Below are 15,348 nucleotides of genomic sequence, written 5' to 3' on the forward strand. Positions count from 1 at the left end.
GGCCCTGACACCGGCTAAGGAGCCACCCCTCCCCAAGCGCACGCCGGTGCCAGAACGCACAGCGGCGCACGAAAGGAAGCCCGTGAAACCGCTGTTGCCCCTCCCGCCCCCCGCGGACCGTTCTCCAGACGCCGGACAGGATCGGTGCTCGCCGCGGGCGGACTCGCGGCAGCGCTGCTGGCCGCTCCCCTGGCCGCCGGGCCCCTCGTTTCAGACGCGGCGGCCGCAGCTGCAACCTTCAATCCGTTCGATGTGAACAACGGCTTCACACTGTATGTGTCGGGCGACGCCATCCTCGGCAATGGCGAAATCGAGGGCTCGATCGCCGCCGACGGAGCGATCTCCAGCACCAACCAGAACGGCTATCCGGTGGTTCATCAGGTGGCCGGACTGCCCGACTACACGGTCCCGGTGATCGATGGCATCCCGGTGCGCATTCTTGCAGCCGGGTACGCCGGTGCGGGAGGCTTCGAGGTGTCCAACCGCAACGCACCACCAGGAAGCCCTGAGGCCACGGCATCCGTGAAGCTGGTCAGCACGGCGGGGCTCACAGGGTCCTCCCGCGGATCTAATTTCCTGCGCGTCACGAACAGCGACGGCGGCAATCTGGACCTCCCGACGACTGACTACCAGCCCGGGTTCGCAACAGATCTTTCGCTCCTTGCGGCGGACCAGAACTCAGTGGCAGCGTACTTCCCGCAGAAACAGGCACAGTTGGACAGAACCAGCCGGTGCCTGGCGGACATCTATGACCCGGCCACCGGGCTGGGCACTGTTGTGCCGGTGGACGACCGCGGCTCCATGGTCATGCCCGGCCCCTATGCAGCGGACAAACCCAACGTCCTGAACTACGGCGACATCGCCGGCAGGACCATCAAACCGGATAACGCTGGCGGGTACAGCCCAACGGCGGATGCCCCGCTGATCATTAAGGTCCCCGCCGGCACCACACAGCTCGGTCGGCTGAACTTCGAGGGGTGGTCATCCTCGGGGAACGGACAGCAGCTGGCCCGCTACATCTTCCTGGACCTGTCCGAGGTAACCGGCAGCGTTGTGGTGGACGGCCTGGAAATGGGGGCTGTTTATGCCCCCAATGCGAACCTTGCGTTCAACTCGAGCATCACTCACAACGGCCAGTGGCTGACGGGAAGCTTCACGGCGTCCGGTGCCGGAGAACTGCACCACCACGCGTTCCTGGGGAACCTGCCGTGCGCCGCTACCGCACCGGTGAATCCGACCACGGGGCCAACACCCAGCCCCACCGATAGCCCCACCACCGCACCCACAACAACACCCAGCCCCACCGATAGCCCGACCACCGCACCCACAACAACCCCCGCACCCACCGGGACCGCCACGGCATCCACAACTCCGTCGCCGGAACCCACTCGGCCGTCAACCACTCGGCCGTCAACCACTCAGCCGGGAACCACCCCCGGAACGTCAACGTCGCCTTCAACGACACCCGTCGTCAGCGCTCCCGCCCTCGGCGGACCGTCCGATCCGGCACCGTCAGATCCGGCACCGGGAAGCCCTGACCAAACGCAACCCGTGCAGACCCCCGCAGCCGGCACCGGCTCCGCCTTGGCGGCAACCGGCTCCGCCGGAGCGGTTGGCATCGGATCCGCAGCGGTGCTGTTGCTGGCCACCGGGGCATTCCTGCTGTTCGGAACCCGGAAGGGCAAGCACTCCTAGTCAGTTCAGACCGGTGCAGCGCGCGCTGTGCCGGGGAGGGGGCCGGAGCCATCAACGGTTCCGGCCTCCTCCCGTGCCGGGCCGCACCTCAGGATTTCGGTGCCGCTGCCGGGCCACGATGGCCGCCGCCGCCGTCGTCCGCCAGCATGTGCGGGGCATTGGTAACCACCAGCCAGGCGGGCAGCACCGCCAGGCACAGGAGCCCGGTGATCGCCACGTCACTGGTGATCACGACGGCGATGAACAGGGCCAGCCAGCCATCGCGGGCGACGGCGAGCACCAGGCCCAGCACCGCGGCGGAGACCACCACGCTGACCGGGACGCCGGGGAGCAGAGCGCCGGCGGCCAGTCCGAAAGCGACGCCGATGAACACCGAGGGAAAGATCCGGCCGCCGCGGAACCCTGCTGCGGCGGCAACCACCAGGGCACACAGCTTGATGACCGCCAGCAACAGGAGCGTTCCGAAGGACTCACCCGGGGTGCTGAGGAGTTTGCTGGATTCCTCAGCGCCCTTGAACAGGGTGAGGGGTCCGCCGATCACGCCGAGCAGCCCCAGCAGCGCACCGCCAAGAGTGGTGAACAGGACAGGGTTCTGCAGCCGGTGAAACATCCGGTGTGCCCAGCGGAAGGCGAAAATCCCCAGCAGCCCGAAAGCCGCGGCAAGCGGCGCGATGATCATGGCCGCGAGGATGTCCCAGCCGTTAACGTTCCCTGCAGCCGGCACCGTGATGTCCAGGAGGGTCCCACCGACCAGGTTCATGGTTACGGCACCCGCACCGGCGGCAACCAGGGGCAGGAAGAGCTTGTCGAAGAGCGCGCCTGCCCCGGCTGTGGACCCGACTATGCCGGTGAACAACAGGGCCGCGGCCACAGGGGTTCCAAAGAGGGCGCCCACCGTGCCGGCAATCGTCATTCCGACAATCAGTTTGCCCGGCACTTTCGGAAAGAGCCGGCCGACCAGGACGGTGAGCACTGCGGCGTTGATGGCAATGATCGGGTTCTCCGGACCGAGGCTCACCCCGCCGGCCAGCCCGAGGACCGCCGCGGCGGCAAGGCTGGGGACGACGCCGATGGGCAGCGCGGACTCCGCCAGTTCAGACTCTGCGGAGTCCGGTCCGGCGTGGCCGGGCACGTAGCGCGCGATGAGTCCGACGGCGGCTCCCGTCAGGGTCAGCATTCCGAAGATCCACCAGCCGCTCTCCGGATCCATGCCTACCGCACCGGGGAGGTCTTCCCAGAGCAGGAGCTGGAGCAGGTGGGCTGCTTCGTCCAGGCCAAAGAGGATCAACCCGGAAACCACTCCGATCAGAATGGCCGGCACTGTGAGCGCCGCGAGGGTCCGGACACGGTGCTGCGCCAGGACGCCGTCGTTTGAGGTATCAGACATGGTGCCATCCCTGGCCGGCCGGAGCGGAGGACTGTTTCCGCGGTTTGCTCAGGCTACGCGTTCGCCCCGGCCCCCGGACAGGGAGCAGGCCCGGAACCGGCGGCGGGGGCCGCATCCGTCGGCCTGCCGCCGTCGTCCGGCCTGCCTGCGCCCGCGCGGTCCCGGCCATCTCCGCAGTACCGCCCTGATCTGCCGGCTCACTGCTGCCGGTTTTACCGCTCCTTGGCCAGCAGCCGCTCGACCCGGGGTTTCACCTCGGTGGCCAGCAGGTTGACCGATTCGAGGAAGTGCTCGTGCGGGGTCCCGCCGAGGTCCATCTGTAGGAAGTGCCGCATATGCCCCATGTACCCGTGGAGGTGGACGATACGCTCGGCGACGTCGTCAGGACCGCCGATGTAGTAGGCGCCCGGAGCTTCGGCCTGGGCGAGGTAGTCCCGCTTATCCGGTGCCGGCCAGCCGCGCAGCCGGCCCATTTCGACATTGAGGTTGTGCCAGCCGGGGTAGAACCGGTCCAGGGCCTCCTGCTTGGTCGGTGCGATCAGGCCCATGGCCGCCACTGAGACCTTGATGTTCTCGCCGGTGTGGCCGGCCTGGGCAGCGGACTGGCGGTACAGCTGGGCCAGCGGCGCGAACCGGTGGGGTGCGCCGCCGATGATGCCATAGGAGACGGGCAGCCCCATCCTTCCGGCACGGGCCGACGACGGCGCGCTGCCGCCGGTGGCGAGCCAGATGGGCAGCTGCCCGCGGACCGGGCGGGGAACGACGGCATAGTCGGACAGGGCGGGGCGGACGGTGCCGTTCCAGCTGACGTTCTCGGTTTTGCTGTTGTTCAGCGTCAGCAGCAGGTCCAATTTCTGCGAAAACAGTTCGTCGTAGTCGTGCAGGTCGTAACCGAACAGCGGAAAGGTCTCCACCGAGGAGCCCCGGCCGGCCGTGATTTCGATCCGCGCGCCGCCGGAGACCGCGTCCGCCGTCGTGAACTGCTGGAACACCCGGACCGGATCATCCGTGCCGATAATACTGGCGGCACTGCCGAGCTTGATCCGGCGGGTTGCGGCCGCGGCAGCGGCGATCAGCGCCCCGGGCGAGGAAGCGGGCATGCTCACGGTGTGGTGTTCACCGATGCCGAAGTAGTCCAGTCCCGCCTGGTCAGCCAGCACGATGGCGTCGAAGAGGTTGCGGATCGCTTCGCCCGTAGGCCGCGGCGTCCCATTCGGGTTCAGTTGGGTGTCGCCGAAGCTGTAGGCGCCGATTTCCATGTGTTCTCCTCGCGTGACCGGACTGTACTGCCGGTGTTGCTGTGCTGTTGATGTTGACGTTGTGCTGGTGGTGCGGCCTGTGCTGTTGCGGTCCGATTCAGCCAGCCGGGGAGGCTGCCAGGGCTTCCTCGAGCAGGGCGCGCAGAGCCGCGGCGGTGTGCGGACCGTTGAAGGCCGGGGTGCCGGGCTGGAATCCGCGGCCGGCAGCCAGCGGTCCGGCGTCGACGGGGTCATAACCCAGGGCATTGATGAAGTCCGCGGCGCTGGCCCTGGCCGCAGCATCGTCGCCCGCGACAGCCAGGGCGCGGCGTCCCGGGGTGCCGGGAGCGGCGCCGTCGGCCTCCAGATCGTGATAGCCAATGTGGTTCAGGGTCTTGACCACGTTGGATCCGGACAGGAAGTCCTGGACAACCTCGCTGCTGCCGCGCAGGCCGTCCTCAAAATCGGCAAGTGTGCCGTCAATCGGAGCCCAGTAGTTCATCGCATCGATCACGGTTTTCCCGGCCAGGGCCTCCGGCGAGAGCGTGCGGAAGCGGTGCAGCGGCACGGCCACCACCACCAGGTCCGCCTGTGCAGCCTCGGACGCGTCCACAGCGGCGGCGCCCGGGGTGATGACTTCCACCAGCAGCGCGTTTTCCGCGGCCGGCCGGGAAGTGGCGATCTTGACGTTGAAGCCGGCTTTCAGTGCCTGGCGGGCGACGGCGGTGCCCACGCGGCCCGCGCCCAGGACACCGACCGTCCGGATCTGACCGGACTGGCTTTGACTGATTTGGTCCTGGCTCATCGTGCTCCTTCCGGATGGTTGCGTCGGCGCCCGGCTTCCTGCACAGGGCGCGGCAAAATCCTTCTCACAGCTTAGGGAGCGGCCCACTTTTATGCAAATGCATGTACTTTTGCCGCCGGACTGCCGGAGCAACCCTAGGCCGTTAAAACGCCGACGACGGCGGCAACTGGCGTGCCGCCGTCGTCGGCGTTTAGCTGGTATTACCCGCGCAGTTCGGACTGCTCAGGACTGCGGCTGGCGGACCGGGAGCAACGGGGCGAAGAATTCGCCGAGCTCCGCCGTCGCACTCAGCGGGAGCACGTTGGCCACATACTGATCGGGGCGGACCACCACCATGACGCCGCCGCGGTCCAGGCCGCGCTGGTCGAAGATGTCCGCTTCCGGATCGGCGCCGAAGACCTTGCCCAGATCGGTGAGCCGGAACGGACCAACTTCCGGCTTGAAGACTGCCGGCACGGCGTTGATGTCGATCCCGTGATGGTCCTGCTGGTAAATGACTTTGACATCGAACCAGGCGTCGCGGTCCGCGCCGGCCGGGGTCGCGGCCAGCGGCGAGTCCGGGGCGTCCTGCAGCCAGTCGGCCAGCGCGGCAACCTTCGAAGCTTCGCCCGCCCGCGCGGTGTCGGCAAAAACGTAGATCCGCCAGCGCCCGTCCGCCTTCGCCAGGTGGCCCAGCTGCACGGGATTCGTGTCGCTGACCCGCATCACCGGCGCGGACTTGAAGCGCTTGCCGATCGGGAATCCCGTAGCCAGATTCTGATGTTCCGCTTCACCAATGAGCATGGACGGGGTGTACTCGGTCATAAAGCCGGCAGGGAATTCGGCCGTGCTGACGTAGAAGTCCTCAAGATCCGAAGGATTCTCGAACTCCTCCGGCTTCTTGGCCATCAGGGTGGACCACTCCTTGTCGAAGTCGATGAGGTTCTTCGCAACGACCTGGCGTTCAGCGGAATAGGTGGACAGCAGGCTTTCCGGGCTGCGTCCGTCCAGCACGTGGCCGAGCTTCCAGGCAATATTGAAGCCGTCCTGCATGGACACGTTCATGCCCTGGCCGGCCTTGGCGCTGTGGGTGTGGCAGGCGTCGCCGGTGATAAATACCCGCGGGGTGCGGGTGCCGACCTGCTCGGGCAGAACGTCGTCGAACCGGTCGGTGAGCCGGTGGCCCACCTCGTAGACGCTGTGCCAGGCGACGTTGCGCACGTCCAGGGTGTAGGGGTGCAGGATCGCGTTGGCCTTGGCGATGATCTCTTCGATGCTGGTCTGGCGGACGGCCCCGTTGTCCCCCTCGGGCACCTCGCCGAGGTCCACGTACATGCGGAACAGGTGGCCGCCTTCGCGCGGAATGTGCAGGATCGAGCCGCCGTTGGAGGACTGGATGGCGCACTTGGTCCGGATGTCCGGGAAGTCGGTGGAGGCCAGCACGTCCATGACCCCCCAGGCGTGGTTGGCGGCGTCGCCGGCCAGGGTGCTGCCGATGGACTGCCGGACCTTGCTCCGGGCGCCGTCGCAGCCCACCACGTATTTGGCCTTGACCGTGCGCTCGGTGCCCTCGTCTTCTCCGGCGGTGCGGCGCAGGGTGACGCTGACCGGGTACTCGGCGTCGTCGTCGACCTCCAGGTCCACGAATTCGTAGCCGTAGTCGGGCTTCATCCGGGCCGGTGAGTTGGCCATAAACCGGGCAAAGTAGTCCAGCACGCGGGCCTGGTTGACGATCAGGTGCGGGAACTCGCTGATACCGGCCGGGTCATCCAGGGCACGGCCGGAGCGGACGATATTTTCCGGATTCTCCGGATCCGGGCGCCAGAAGCACATTTCGGTGATCCGGTAGGCCTCGGCAATGATCTCCTCGGCGAATCCAAAAGCCTGGAAGGTCTCCACGCTGCGGGCTTGAATGCCGTCCGCCTGGCCGATCACCAGGCGCCCGGGCCGGCGCTCCACAATCCGGGTGGTGATGTCCGGGAACTGGGACAGCTGTGCGGCGGCGAGCATTCCTGCCGGGCCGGAGCCGACGATCAGCACGTCAACTTCAGCAGGGAGTTCTTCCGGCCGGTCAAGGCCGACGCCGGCCGCCGGTTCGACCCGCGGGTCTCCGGATACGTAGCCGTGGTGGTGGAACTGCACGGGTGTCCTCACTTCGTTGTGTCTGCGGCGGTGGGAGTCATACATGGACTGATCGCGTGTTCGATATTTGAACAGGTAGCTCAATAGTGGAATCGCGATCAGTGTAGACACTGTACTGGTGACATGACGCAGGTCACAAGCGGGGTGCAGTATGTGACTGGGTGCGCAGGGACGTGGACCGGGTTGGTGGGGATGGCAGGGGTAGCGGCGTTGGCCAAGTTGGCGGCGCTGGCCAAGTTGGCGGCGCTGGCCGTGTGCTGCGACATCGTTGCGCGGAGGATAGGCAAGCGGCGGGCTACTGGGTCGCCCAACTGGCCTCGCGTGGGCCGTTGAAGCCCAGGGTTTCCTCAACCAGGACACGGTCGCCTGGAATAGCCGTCGGCGGAACATCCATGCAGACCTCATACTGGGCCTGCCCGCCGTTTTCGAGCGTAGGAACGGAGGTTCCCTGAAGATCAAGGACCGCGGTGCAGGTCGATTCGCTGTACTGCCGGCTGTCCGAGCCGACAAAGCTGGTGCTCAAATCCAGCCAGGGATCGCCCTCTGCGTTTCCGTTGTAGACAACGTCCAGGGTAATCAGGACGTACTGGCCGGAGGGTGGTTGGTTTAGCGGGTTGAAATTCACGATCGCGTCGGTGGCATCGAGCTGCACGCCGGATACGGTCACGGAGTACTCACCAATCTCAGCGGCGGACCCGATTGGCAGGAGATTAGGTGCTGCAGTGGCGCTGCCCGAGCCAGTTCCGGTACCGGTGGTCGCCGGGGCAGAGGTTCCCGTGCTGTTCCCGTAGGGTCCGGCTTTGTCCCCGTACATCGAGTCGCGCAAACTGCTGAAGAATGCCGACACAAGCGCGATGGCGATGATGGACGCAATGACGGCCAAGCCGGAAACGATGGTGCCGGCAATGGACAGCCCCTTCGCGGAGGTCCGCCGCCGAACGGCGATCACCAAGGCTGCACCAGAGAGCGCCAGGCCCACCAGGGCAACGATGAGCGCGATCACGTTCAAAAACGGGACCCAGCAGAGCACCAAACCAACGATGCCGAGAATCAGGCCGGCGAGCGCCAGTCCCCGGCCCTGGTTGGACGGTGGGCCGGTCGGCGGGTAGCCGTTGCCATAGTTGTACATCGGATCATTTGGCTGAGTACCCATGGTTGCCTCGCAGTGTCCGGACGCCGCAGGCAAGTGGCCGGTTTCCGGGCCCTTGCCAGCTATGGCGTCAATGGTTCCGGGTCCCTCCACCGTAGAAGCGGTCAGGATGTGCGGCAAGGAGTTGCCGCTAAGGTCCCGGAGCGTGCACTGCTCCCTGGTGCTTTAAACGGGCCGCACCTGAAAGGTCGGAAGCACCGGCAGCGCCGGAGCGTCCGGCCGGCTAGGGCGGCTAGTCAGATGCGGGAGCCGAAATGTCAGTGCCTGTGGACGTGCCTGTTGCCGGAGCGGTTGAGGTTCCGGGACCAGGCGAACTGCCCGATCCGGTGTCCGTGCCGCTGGAATTTTCCGTCGCGGCGGGACTGGTGACGGTGATTGTGGGCGTTGGCTCGTACCTTGTGGAGTTGTCATCATCACCGATACGGCTGAAGAGCGCGCCCCATAGAGAAATGGCAACAATGCACAGGATGAATGCCAGTCCGGAGACGATGACGGCAGCGATGGCAAGGACCTTTGCGGTGGAACCGTTGCGGACCGCGATGATCAGCGCAGCAATGGAGAGCCCCAGGCCCGCAAGTGCGAACGCCAGGGCCAGGTAGTTGATCACCGGAACCCAGAACAATCCCAGGCCGATGACCCCCAGGATGAGGCTGGCAAGAGCCAACCCCCATCCCTGGTTGGACCGCGTCCCCCGTGGAGGATAACCCTGTCCATAGCTGTACATCGGATCGTTCGGTTGTGTGCCCATGATCGCCTCACAGAGTCTTGACGCCGCGGGTCAGGTACCTGAATTCCTCCTGCGGGTCCACTTTCCCGGGTCCTTCAACGGTAAGAGCGGGCACGGCGCCCGGCAAGGAACTGCGGAGACGGGCCCCCTGTCGGCACCCGGATTCCCCTGCCTGCGGCCAGGCACGAGGTCAATCGGAGTGGGGGCCGGTTCCGCGCCGCAATGGCAGGTCCGGACGGCTGGCCGCGGGAGGAATACCCGGAGCCTCCCGTGCGTCTTGCACGGCCTGTGGCAGAGCACCCTCCGGCCCCTCTTCCACGGGCGGATTCTCTTCCCCGGTCGCCCCGTCCGACCCGGCAATGAGCCCTTCGGCCTGTTCCAGGATCCGATTTGTCAGCCCCGAACCGGCGGCCACGGCGTCTGCGTGTGAGTGCCGTGTCCGTGAGTTCAGCGCCTGTGCATTTAGCGGTGCTGCCGGATCATCCCGCGAACCGTCGTCAGCCGCCGGATTCACGAGCGGGCGCACCGCGGCCGGCTGCCCGCCGTCGCCCCTCAGCTCCTCCTGCACCGTCAAGCCGATCAGCCGAAACAGCGCCCGGTCCTCCCGGGTGGCCAGGGAACTGGTTCTCAGGTCATTCAGCACGGCGAGCCCGGCCAGCGAGCGCCGCGGATTGGCGCTGAGGGAAGCCTCCAGCGCCCACTGCGCACGGACCCACCACTGTGCGCGGCGGTCCGCCTCGAGCTTCTGCCGGTAGGCAACGTAGGCGACCACCGCCGTCGTCAGAATGCCCAGCGGCCCGAGCACCGGAATCCAGATGATGGCCCACTGCGCCGCTTGTTCCCAGAATTCTCCCCAGTCCATGCCGGGAGCCTAGCCCGGACCGCCGCGCGATACACCGCTGCCGCCTGCCAGAGCCGGGAGGGTGACAAATTTCAGCCCGCGGATCGCGGGGACGCTCTCAAACTTCCCGGGACGGCTTAATGTTTTCCTTTTTGGTCTCCGCAGCGGATAGTAAATGAAAGCCATTCATTATTAGCTTCGTCACATTGGAGGAAGTACCACCATGCATGCCGCTATGCCCGCCGAATGGGTGCCCCACAGCAAAACCTGGATGGCCTTCCCCACCCCTAACGACACCTTCGGCGAGGCCGGCAGCAACACGCTGGACCGGGCCCGCACGGCCTGGTCTGCCGTCGCCCGCACCATCGCCCGCTACGAACCCGTCACCATGCTGGTCAGTCCCGGGGATCTGGGCGCGGCCAAGGATTTCCTCGGCGACGAGGTCAATCTTGTGACCACTGACCTGGACGATGCCTGGCTCCGGGACTCCGGCCCCACCTTCACCCATGCCGCAGACGGCAGCGTTGCCGCGGTGAACTGGGTGTTCAACGGCTGGGGCGCCCAGGGATGGGCTGCCTGGGACAAAGACCAGCATCTGGGCACCTTCGTAGCCGCGGAAGCCGGCGTTCCGGTGGCCTCCAGCACGCTGGTTAATGAGGGCGGCGGTTTCCACGTCGACGGCGAAGGCACCGTGCTGCTCACCGAAACGGTCCAGCTCGATCCGGGACGCAACCCCGGGAGAACCCGGGATGAGGTGGAGGCGGAGATCCATGCCCGGCTGGGCACCACCAAAGCCATCTGGCTGCCCCGCGGACTCACCCGGGACTATGACGAGTTCGGCACCCGCGGGCACGTGGACATCGTCGCCTCCTTCGCCGGCCCCGGCACCGTGCTGCTGCACCGGCAGGATGACGCACGCCACCCGGACCACCAGGTGATGAAGCAGCTCCGCGCGGTCCTGGAAGATGCCGTGGATGCCCGCGGCCGGAAGCTGGAAATCATCGACGTCCCGGCGCCCACGGTGCTCGACGCCGGGGACGGGTTCGTGGACTGGTCCTACATCAACCACTACGTCGGCAACGGCGTGGTGGTGCTGTGCGCCTTCGATGACGCGAACGACGCCGCAGCCGCGGGAATCCTGGGCCGCGCCTATCCCGGCCGCACCATCGAGCTGGTGGACGCCCGGGACATCTTCGCCTTCGGCGGCGGCATCCACTGCATCACCCAGCAGCAGCCGGTACCCCGGTTAACCGGAGCGGGAGCATAATGTTCAACGTCGTGGAGGCGGGCATTGCCGATCTGCGGGCGGCGCTGGAGTCGGGTCAAACCACCAGCGAGGAGCTTGTTGCCGCGTACCTGGCCCGGATCGGGGCCTACGACCGGCAGGGACCGCGGCTGAACTCGGTTATTGTGTCCAATCCGGACGCCTTGGCCGAAGCCCGTGCCGCGGATGAGCGCCGTGCCCGCGGTACCGTGCTGGGCCCGCTGGACGGCATTCCGTACACCGCGAAGAACAGTTTCAAGGTGCGCGGGCTCACCGTGGCGGCCGGGTCTCCGGCGTTTGCCGATCTGGTGGCCGGGCAGGACGCGTTCACCATTGAGCGGCTGCGGGATGCCGGAGCCGTGCTGATCGGGCTGACCAATATGCCGCCGATGGCCAACGGCGGGATGCAGCGCGGACTCTATGGCCGGGCCGAAAGCCCGTACAGCGCCGATTTCCTCACCTCTGCGTTCGCGTCCGGTTCCTCCAACGGGTCCGGGACGGCGACGGCGGCCAGCTTCGCGGCGTTCGGCCTCGGGGAAGAGACCTGGTCCTCGGGCCGGGCTCCGGCGTCCTGCAACGCACTGTGCGCCTACACCCCGTCCCGCGGGGTGATCTCGGTGCGCGGGAACTGGCCGCTGGTACCGACCATGGACGTTGTCGTCCCGCATACCCGCACCATGGTGGACCTGCTGGAGGTCCTGGACGTGATCGTCGCGGACGACGCCGAGACCCGCGGAGATTTTTGGCGCGCCCAGCCGTGGGTGAAGGTTCCGGCGGCCTCCCTGGTGCGGCCGGCGTCGTACTTTGACCTGGCCGTGCCGGATCCCGCGGCAGCCCGCGGCGCCCTGGCCGGAAAGCGCTTCGGCGTGCCGCGGATGTATATCAATGCCGATCCCGAGGCCGGCACTGCGGACTCCGGGGGCAGGGCAGCTGGCATCGGCGGTCCCACCGGGCAGCGAATTCAGACCCGGGACTCGGTCCTGGACCTGTGGAAGGCCGCGCGCCGCGATTTGGAGGCCGCGGGCGCCGAAGTGGTGGAGGTGGATTTCCCCGCGGTCACCAATTACGAAGGCGACCGGCCCGGCGCACCCACCCTCGCCACCCGCGGTCTGGTCAGCCCGGAGTTCCTGCGCAGCGAGATCGTGGATCTCTCGGCCTGGGCCTGGGACGATTTCCTGGCCGCCAACGGTGATCCGGCACTGAACCGGCTGGCCGACGTCGACGGCACCCGGATTTTCCCGCACCCCGAGGGCGCGCTGCCGGACCGGTACACCGGGTTCGACGACGACATCGCCGAGTATCCGGAGCACGTCCGGAACTCCCCGGTGGACTCCTTCACCGAGATTCCGCACCTGGCCCAGGGTATCCGTGGCCTGGAGGAAACGCGCCGGATCGATCTCGAAGAGTGGATGGACGGCCTTGGGCTGGACGCGGTGGTGTTCCCGGCGATGGCCGACGTCGGGCCGGCGGACGCGGACGTCAATCCGGAGTCGGCTGATCTGGCCTGGCGCAACGGGGTGTGGGTGGCCAACGGCAACCTGGTGCCCCGGCATCTGGGCATCCCCACCGTCACCGTTCCGATGGGAACGATGGCAGACACCGGCATGCCGGTGGGGCTCACCTTCGCCGGACGGGGCTGGGACGACAACGCGCTCCTCCGCCTGGCGGCCGCCTTCGAAGCTACCGGGTTCGAGGCGGGTGTGGCCGGGGAAGGTGGGGCCGAATCCGGCGGCCGCCGCACCGAACCGGCGCGGACTCCGCGGCTGGCGTAGCGGGCGGTACGGGGGCAGGGTGCCGTCCCAGCTCGGGTGGGGCCGCGTCCGGGCGGCGGAGTCCTAGGCTTAGGCTCCGGCAGCCACGAAGCCCAGCCGCTTATCCACCACGTTCGCCGGCGCGCGGCCCTGCAGATAAGCCGTGAGGTTGGCTTCGAACTGGGCTGCCAGGGCGGGCAGATGGGTTTGTGAATCGCCGGAGAGGTGGGGCGTGATCAACACGTTCTCCAGCTCCCAGAGCGGGTCCGAGGCGGGCAGCGGTTCGGGATCGGTCACGTCCAGCACGGCCCCGGCGATGGACTTGGATGCCAGCGCCGCAGTCAGCGCGTCCTGGTCCGACAGCTCGCCGCGGCCCATGTTCACGAGCACCGCCGTCGGACGCATGGCCGTAAGCACCTCCTGGTTCAGCATCCTCCGGGTGTCCGGGGTGAGCGGGGCGGCAAGGACAACAAAGTCGTAGTTCCCGGCTACGACGGCAAAGTCCGTGCTGGCGTGAATGGCGGCGAAGTCGGCGTCACCGGTCCGGGCGGTGCGGCCCAGTCCGTCGGTTCCGATGCCGACGGCGCGCAGCAGCCGCGCGGTGGTCCGGCCGATGCTGCCGGTGCCGGCGATCAGCGCCCGGTTGCCGGCCAGATTGGCGGTGGGAAAGTACTGCCAGCGCCGGTCCCGCTGGTTTCGGGAAGCCTGCGGGAAGTTCTTGGCGAAATAGAGGATGCCGGCGAGCGCGTACTCGGCCATCGCCGCATCGAAAATTCCGCGGGCGTTGGTCACGGTGACCTCCGAGGCCGCGAGCTCCGGGAACAGCAGCTTGTCCACACCGGCCGCCGGTACATGGATCCATTTCAGCGAGTCCGCCCGGGACCAGTTCTCCCGCAGGCCGTCGGCAAAGTAGTCCCACAGGTACAGGATTTCGGTGCCGGGCAGCGCTGCGGCGAGCTCGCCGGTATCGGCTGCGAGGCGGACGTCCGCGAGGGCTTCGAGCTGCTCGAGGCCGGTGATCGGGCGGGACCCGGCAAGGATGGTGAGGACAGGTTTGGGCATGCGCTCAGGCTAGGTGATTCCGGCGCCGATCCGTGCATCCGTGACGCCGTCAGGTTCAGACCCGCGCGGCCAGCATCCCGTCGATGCTCTGCGGCGAGAGCGCGTGGTGGATGGCCAGCATGCTGGCGCCCAGCATCCCGGCCTCGAGCCCGGAGGCGGACTGCACAATCTGCAGGTGCTGCGTGGCCAGCGGCATGGTCCGGGAGTACACAACCTCCCGCACCCCGGCAATAAAGTGCTCTCCGGTGAGCGCCATCGATCCGCCGATGACGATCACGGACGGGTTCATCATGCTCAGGCATGCGGACAGGACCTCGCCGACGTCGCGCCCGGCCTGCCGGACGGCATGCACCGCCGCCCGTTCGCCCTGCGCCACCAGGGCTACGACGTCCGGGCCGTCCTCCGCGGGCAGGCCGGCGTCGCGCAGTTTCCGTGCCACAGCCGGCCCGGATGCGAGCGCTTCCAGACAGCCGAAGTTTCCGCACCGGCACAGCAGATCGGCTCCGCTGGGCACCCGGATATGGCCGATGTCCCCGGCCACCCCGTCCGCACCGCGCAGCAGCGCCCCGTTGCAGATGATTCCCGCGCCAATGCCGGTGGCGACTTTGACGAAAATCAGGTTCTCGACGTCGGGCCATGCGGCCTCCCGCTCCCCCATCGACATCACGTTCACATCGTTGTCCACCAGCACCGGCGCGTTGAAGTGGGCGCCCAGGTAGGCGGCGACGTCAAAACCGTGCCAGCCGGGCATGATGGGCGGGTTGATCGGCCGGCCCGTACTGTATTCCACGGGTCCGGGCAGCCCGACGCCGACAGCCAGGAGGTCTCGCCCGGAACGCCCCAGCTGCTGGAGCAGGGCGCTGCCCAGTTCCACCACCGTGTCGAGGACGGTTTCCGGGCCTTCGCTGACCAGCAGATCGCGGGTGGCGTCCGCGAGGGCGGTGCCGGAAAGATCAGCCACCCCCACCCGCAGGTGGGACGCGCCGACGTCGACGCCCAGGACCACCAGTTTGCCGGCCTGCATCGCAATCTGGGCTGACGGGCGTCCGCCGGTTGAGGCGGCGTCCTCCACCGGAGCTACCAGTCCCAGGTCGATCAGCGAATCAACGCGCAGCGCGATGGTGGACCGGGCCACTCCCACCAGCTCGGCCAGTTCGCTGCGGGTGCGGGGCTGGCCGTCACGCAGCAGCTGGAACAGTTCGCTGACGCCGGCGGAGGGCGTGTTCTTCCTTAGATCGACCACTGGGCAATTGAAGCATAGGGATCGGCGGAACTCCGCCGCCAACGGCCGCACCGTGTCCGCCGGA

General features: G+C 67.4%; 12 protein-coding genes. 3 read left to right on the forward strand and 9 right to left on the reverse strand.

Going from position 1 to position 15,348, the window contains the following annotated elements; genetic code table 11:
• The first annotated feature begins 144 nt into the window (after nucleotides 1-144).
• Nucleotides 145-1,695, forward strand: coding sequence for a collagen-binding domain-containing protein (locus tag H9638_RS05820; protein WP_191746238.1), 1,551 nt, complete (start codon nucleotides 145-147; stop codon nucleotides 1,693-1,695).
• Nucleotides 1,696-1,783: 88 nt separating this feature from the next.
• Here H9638_RS05820 and H9638_RS05825 read toward each other — a convergent pair whose 3' ends face one another.
• The 7 genes from H9638_RS05825 to H9638_RS05855 form a co-directional block, all read right to left on the reverse strand.
• A complete protein-coding gene (locus H9638_RS05825; RefSeq protein WP_191746239.1) occupies nucleotides 1,784-3,082 on the reverse strand; it encodes an ion channel protein in 1,299 nt (432 codons plus the stop codon).
• Nucleotides 3,083-3,294: 212 nt separating this feature from the next.
• A complete protein-coding gene (locus tag H9638_RS05830) occupies nucleotides 3,295-4,341 on the reverse strand; it encodes an LLM class flavin-dependent oxidoreductase (protein WP_191746240.1) in 1,047 nt (348 codons plus the stop codon).
• Between the two features lie 97 nt (nucleotides 4,342-4,438).
• Nucleotides 4,439-5,125: an NADPH-dependent F420 reductase gene (locus H9638_RS05835; RefSeq protein WP_191746241.1), complete on the reverse strand. Its 687-nt coding sequence runs from the start codon at nucleotides 5,123-5,125 to the stop codon at nucleotides 4,439-4,441.
• Between the two features lie 222 nt (nucleotides 5,126-5,347).
• A complete protein-coding gene (locus tag H9638_RS05840) occupies nucleotides 5,348-7,246 on the reverse strand; it encodes an FAD-binding monooxygenase (RefSeq protein WP_191746369.1) in 1,899 nt (632 codons plus the stop codon).
• 295 nt (nucleotides 7,247-7,541) lie between these two features.
• Nucleotides 7,542-8,399: a DUF4190 domain-containing protein gene (locus H9638_RS05845; RefSeq protein ID WP_191746242.1), complete on the reverse strand. Its 858-nt coding sequence runs from the start codon at nucleotides 8,397-8,399 to the stop codon at nucleotides 7,542-7,544.
• Between the two features lie 229 nt (nucleotides 8,400-8,628).
• The gene (locus H9638_RS05850; protein WP_191746243.1) at nucleotides 8,629-9,060 is read right to left on the reverse strand and encodes a hypothetical protein; all 432 of its coding nucleotides are present in this window, start codon (nucleotides 9,058-9,060) and stop codon (nucleotides 8,629-8,631) included.
• A gap of 253 nt (nucleotides 9,061-9,313) precedes the next feature.
• A complete protein-coding gene (locus H9638_RS05855; protein ID WP_191746244.1) occupies nucleotides 9,314-9,985 on the reverse strand; it encodes a hypothetical protein in 672 nt (223 codons plus the stop codon).
• 202 nt (nucleotides 9,986-10,187) lie between these two features.
• Here H9638_RS05855 and H9638_RS05860 point away from each other — a divergent pair, with 202 nt between their 5' ends.
• Together H9638_RS05860 and H9638_RS05865 are read left to right on the forward strand one after the other, a co-directional pair.
• The gene (locus H9638_RS05860; RefSeq protein WP_225217015.1) at nucleotides 10,188-11,231 is read left to right on the forward strand and encodes an agmatine deiminase family protein; all 1,044 of its coding nucleotides are present in this window, start codon (nucleotides 10,188-10,190) and stop codon (nucleotides 11,229-11,231) included.
• Nucleotides 11,231-13,000, forward strand: a complete 1,770-nt coding sequence (locus tag H9638_RS05865) for an amidase (protein ID WP_191746245.1) — start codon at nucleotides 11,231-11,233, stop codon at nucleotides 12,998-13,000. Before H9638_RS05860 ends, H9638_RS05865 begins: the two co-directional genes overlap by 1 nt.
• A gap of 69 nt (nucleotides 13,001-13,069) precedes the next feature.
• Here the strand turns inward: H9638_RS05865 and H9638_RS05870 are convergent, their stop codons facing one another.
• Entirely contained in the window at nucleotides 13,070-14,041 is a 972-nt protein-coding gene (locus tag H9638_RS05870) for a D-2-hydroxyacid dehydrogenase (RefSeq protein ID WP_191746246.1), read from the reverse strand.
• Between the two features lie 55 nt (nucleotides 14,042-14,096).
• Complete coding sequence (locus tag H9638_RS05875) at nucleotides 14,097-15,284, reverse strand: ROK family transcriptional regulator (RefSeq protein ID WP_191746380.1); 1,188 nt, start codon at nucleotides 15,282-15,284, stop codon at nucleotides 14,097-14,099.
• Nucleotides 15,285-15,348: the final 64 nt, after the last annotated feature.

This window comes from Arthrobacter pullicola (assembly GCF_014836875.1).
GTDB lineage: Bacteria > Actinomycetota > Actinomycetes > Actinomycetales > Micrococcaceae > Arthrobacter_B > Arthrobacter_B pullicola.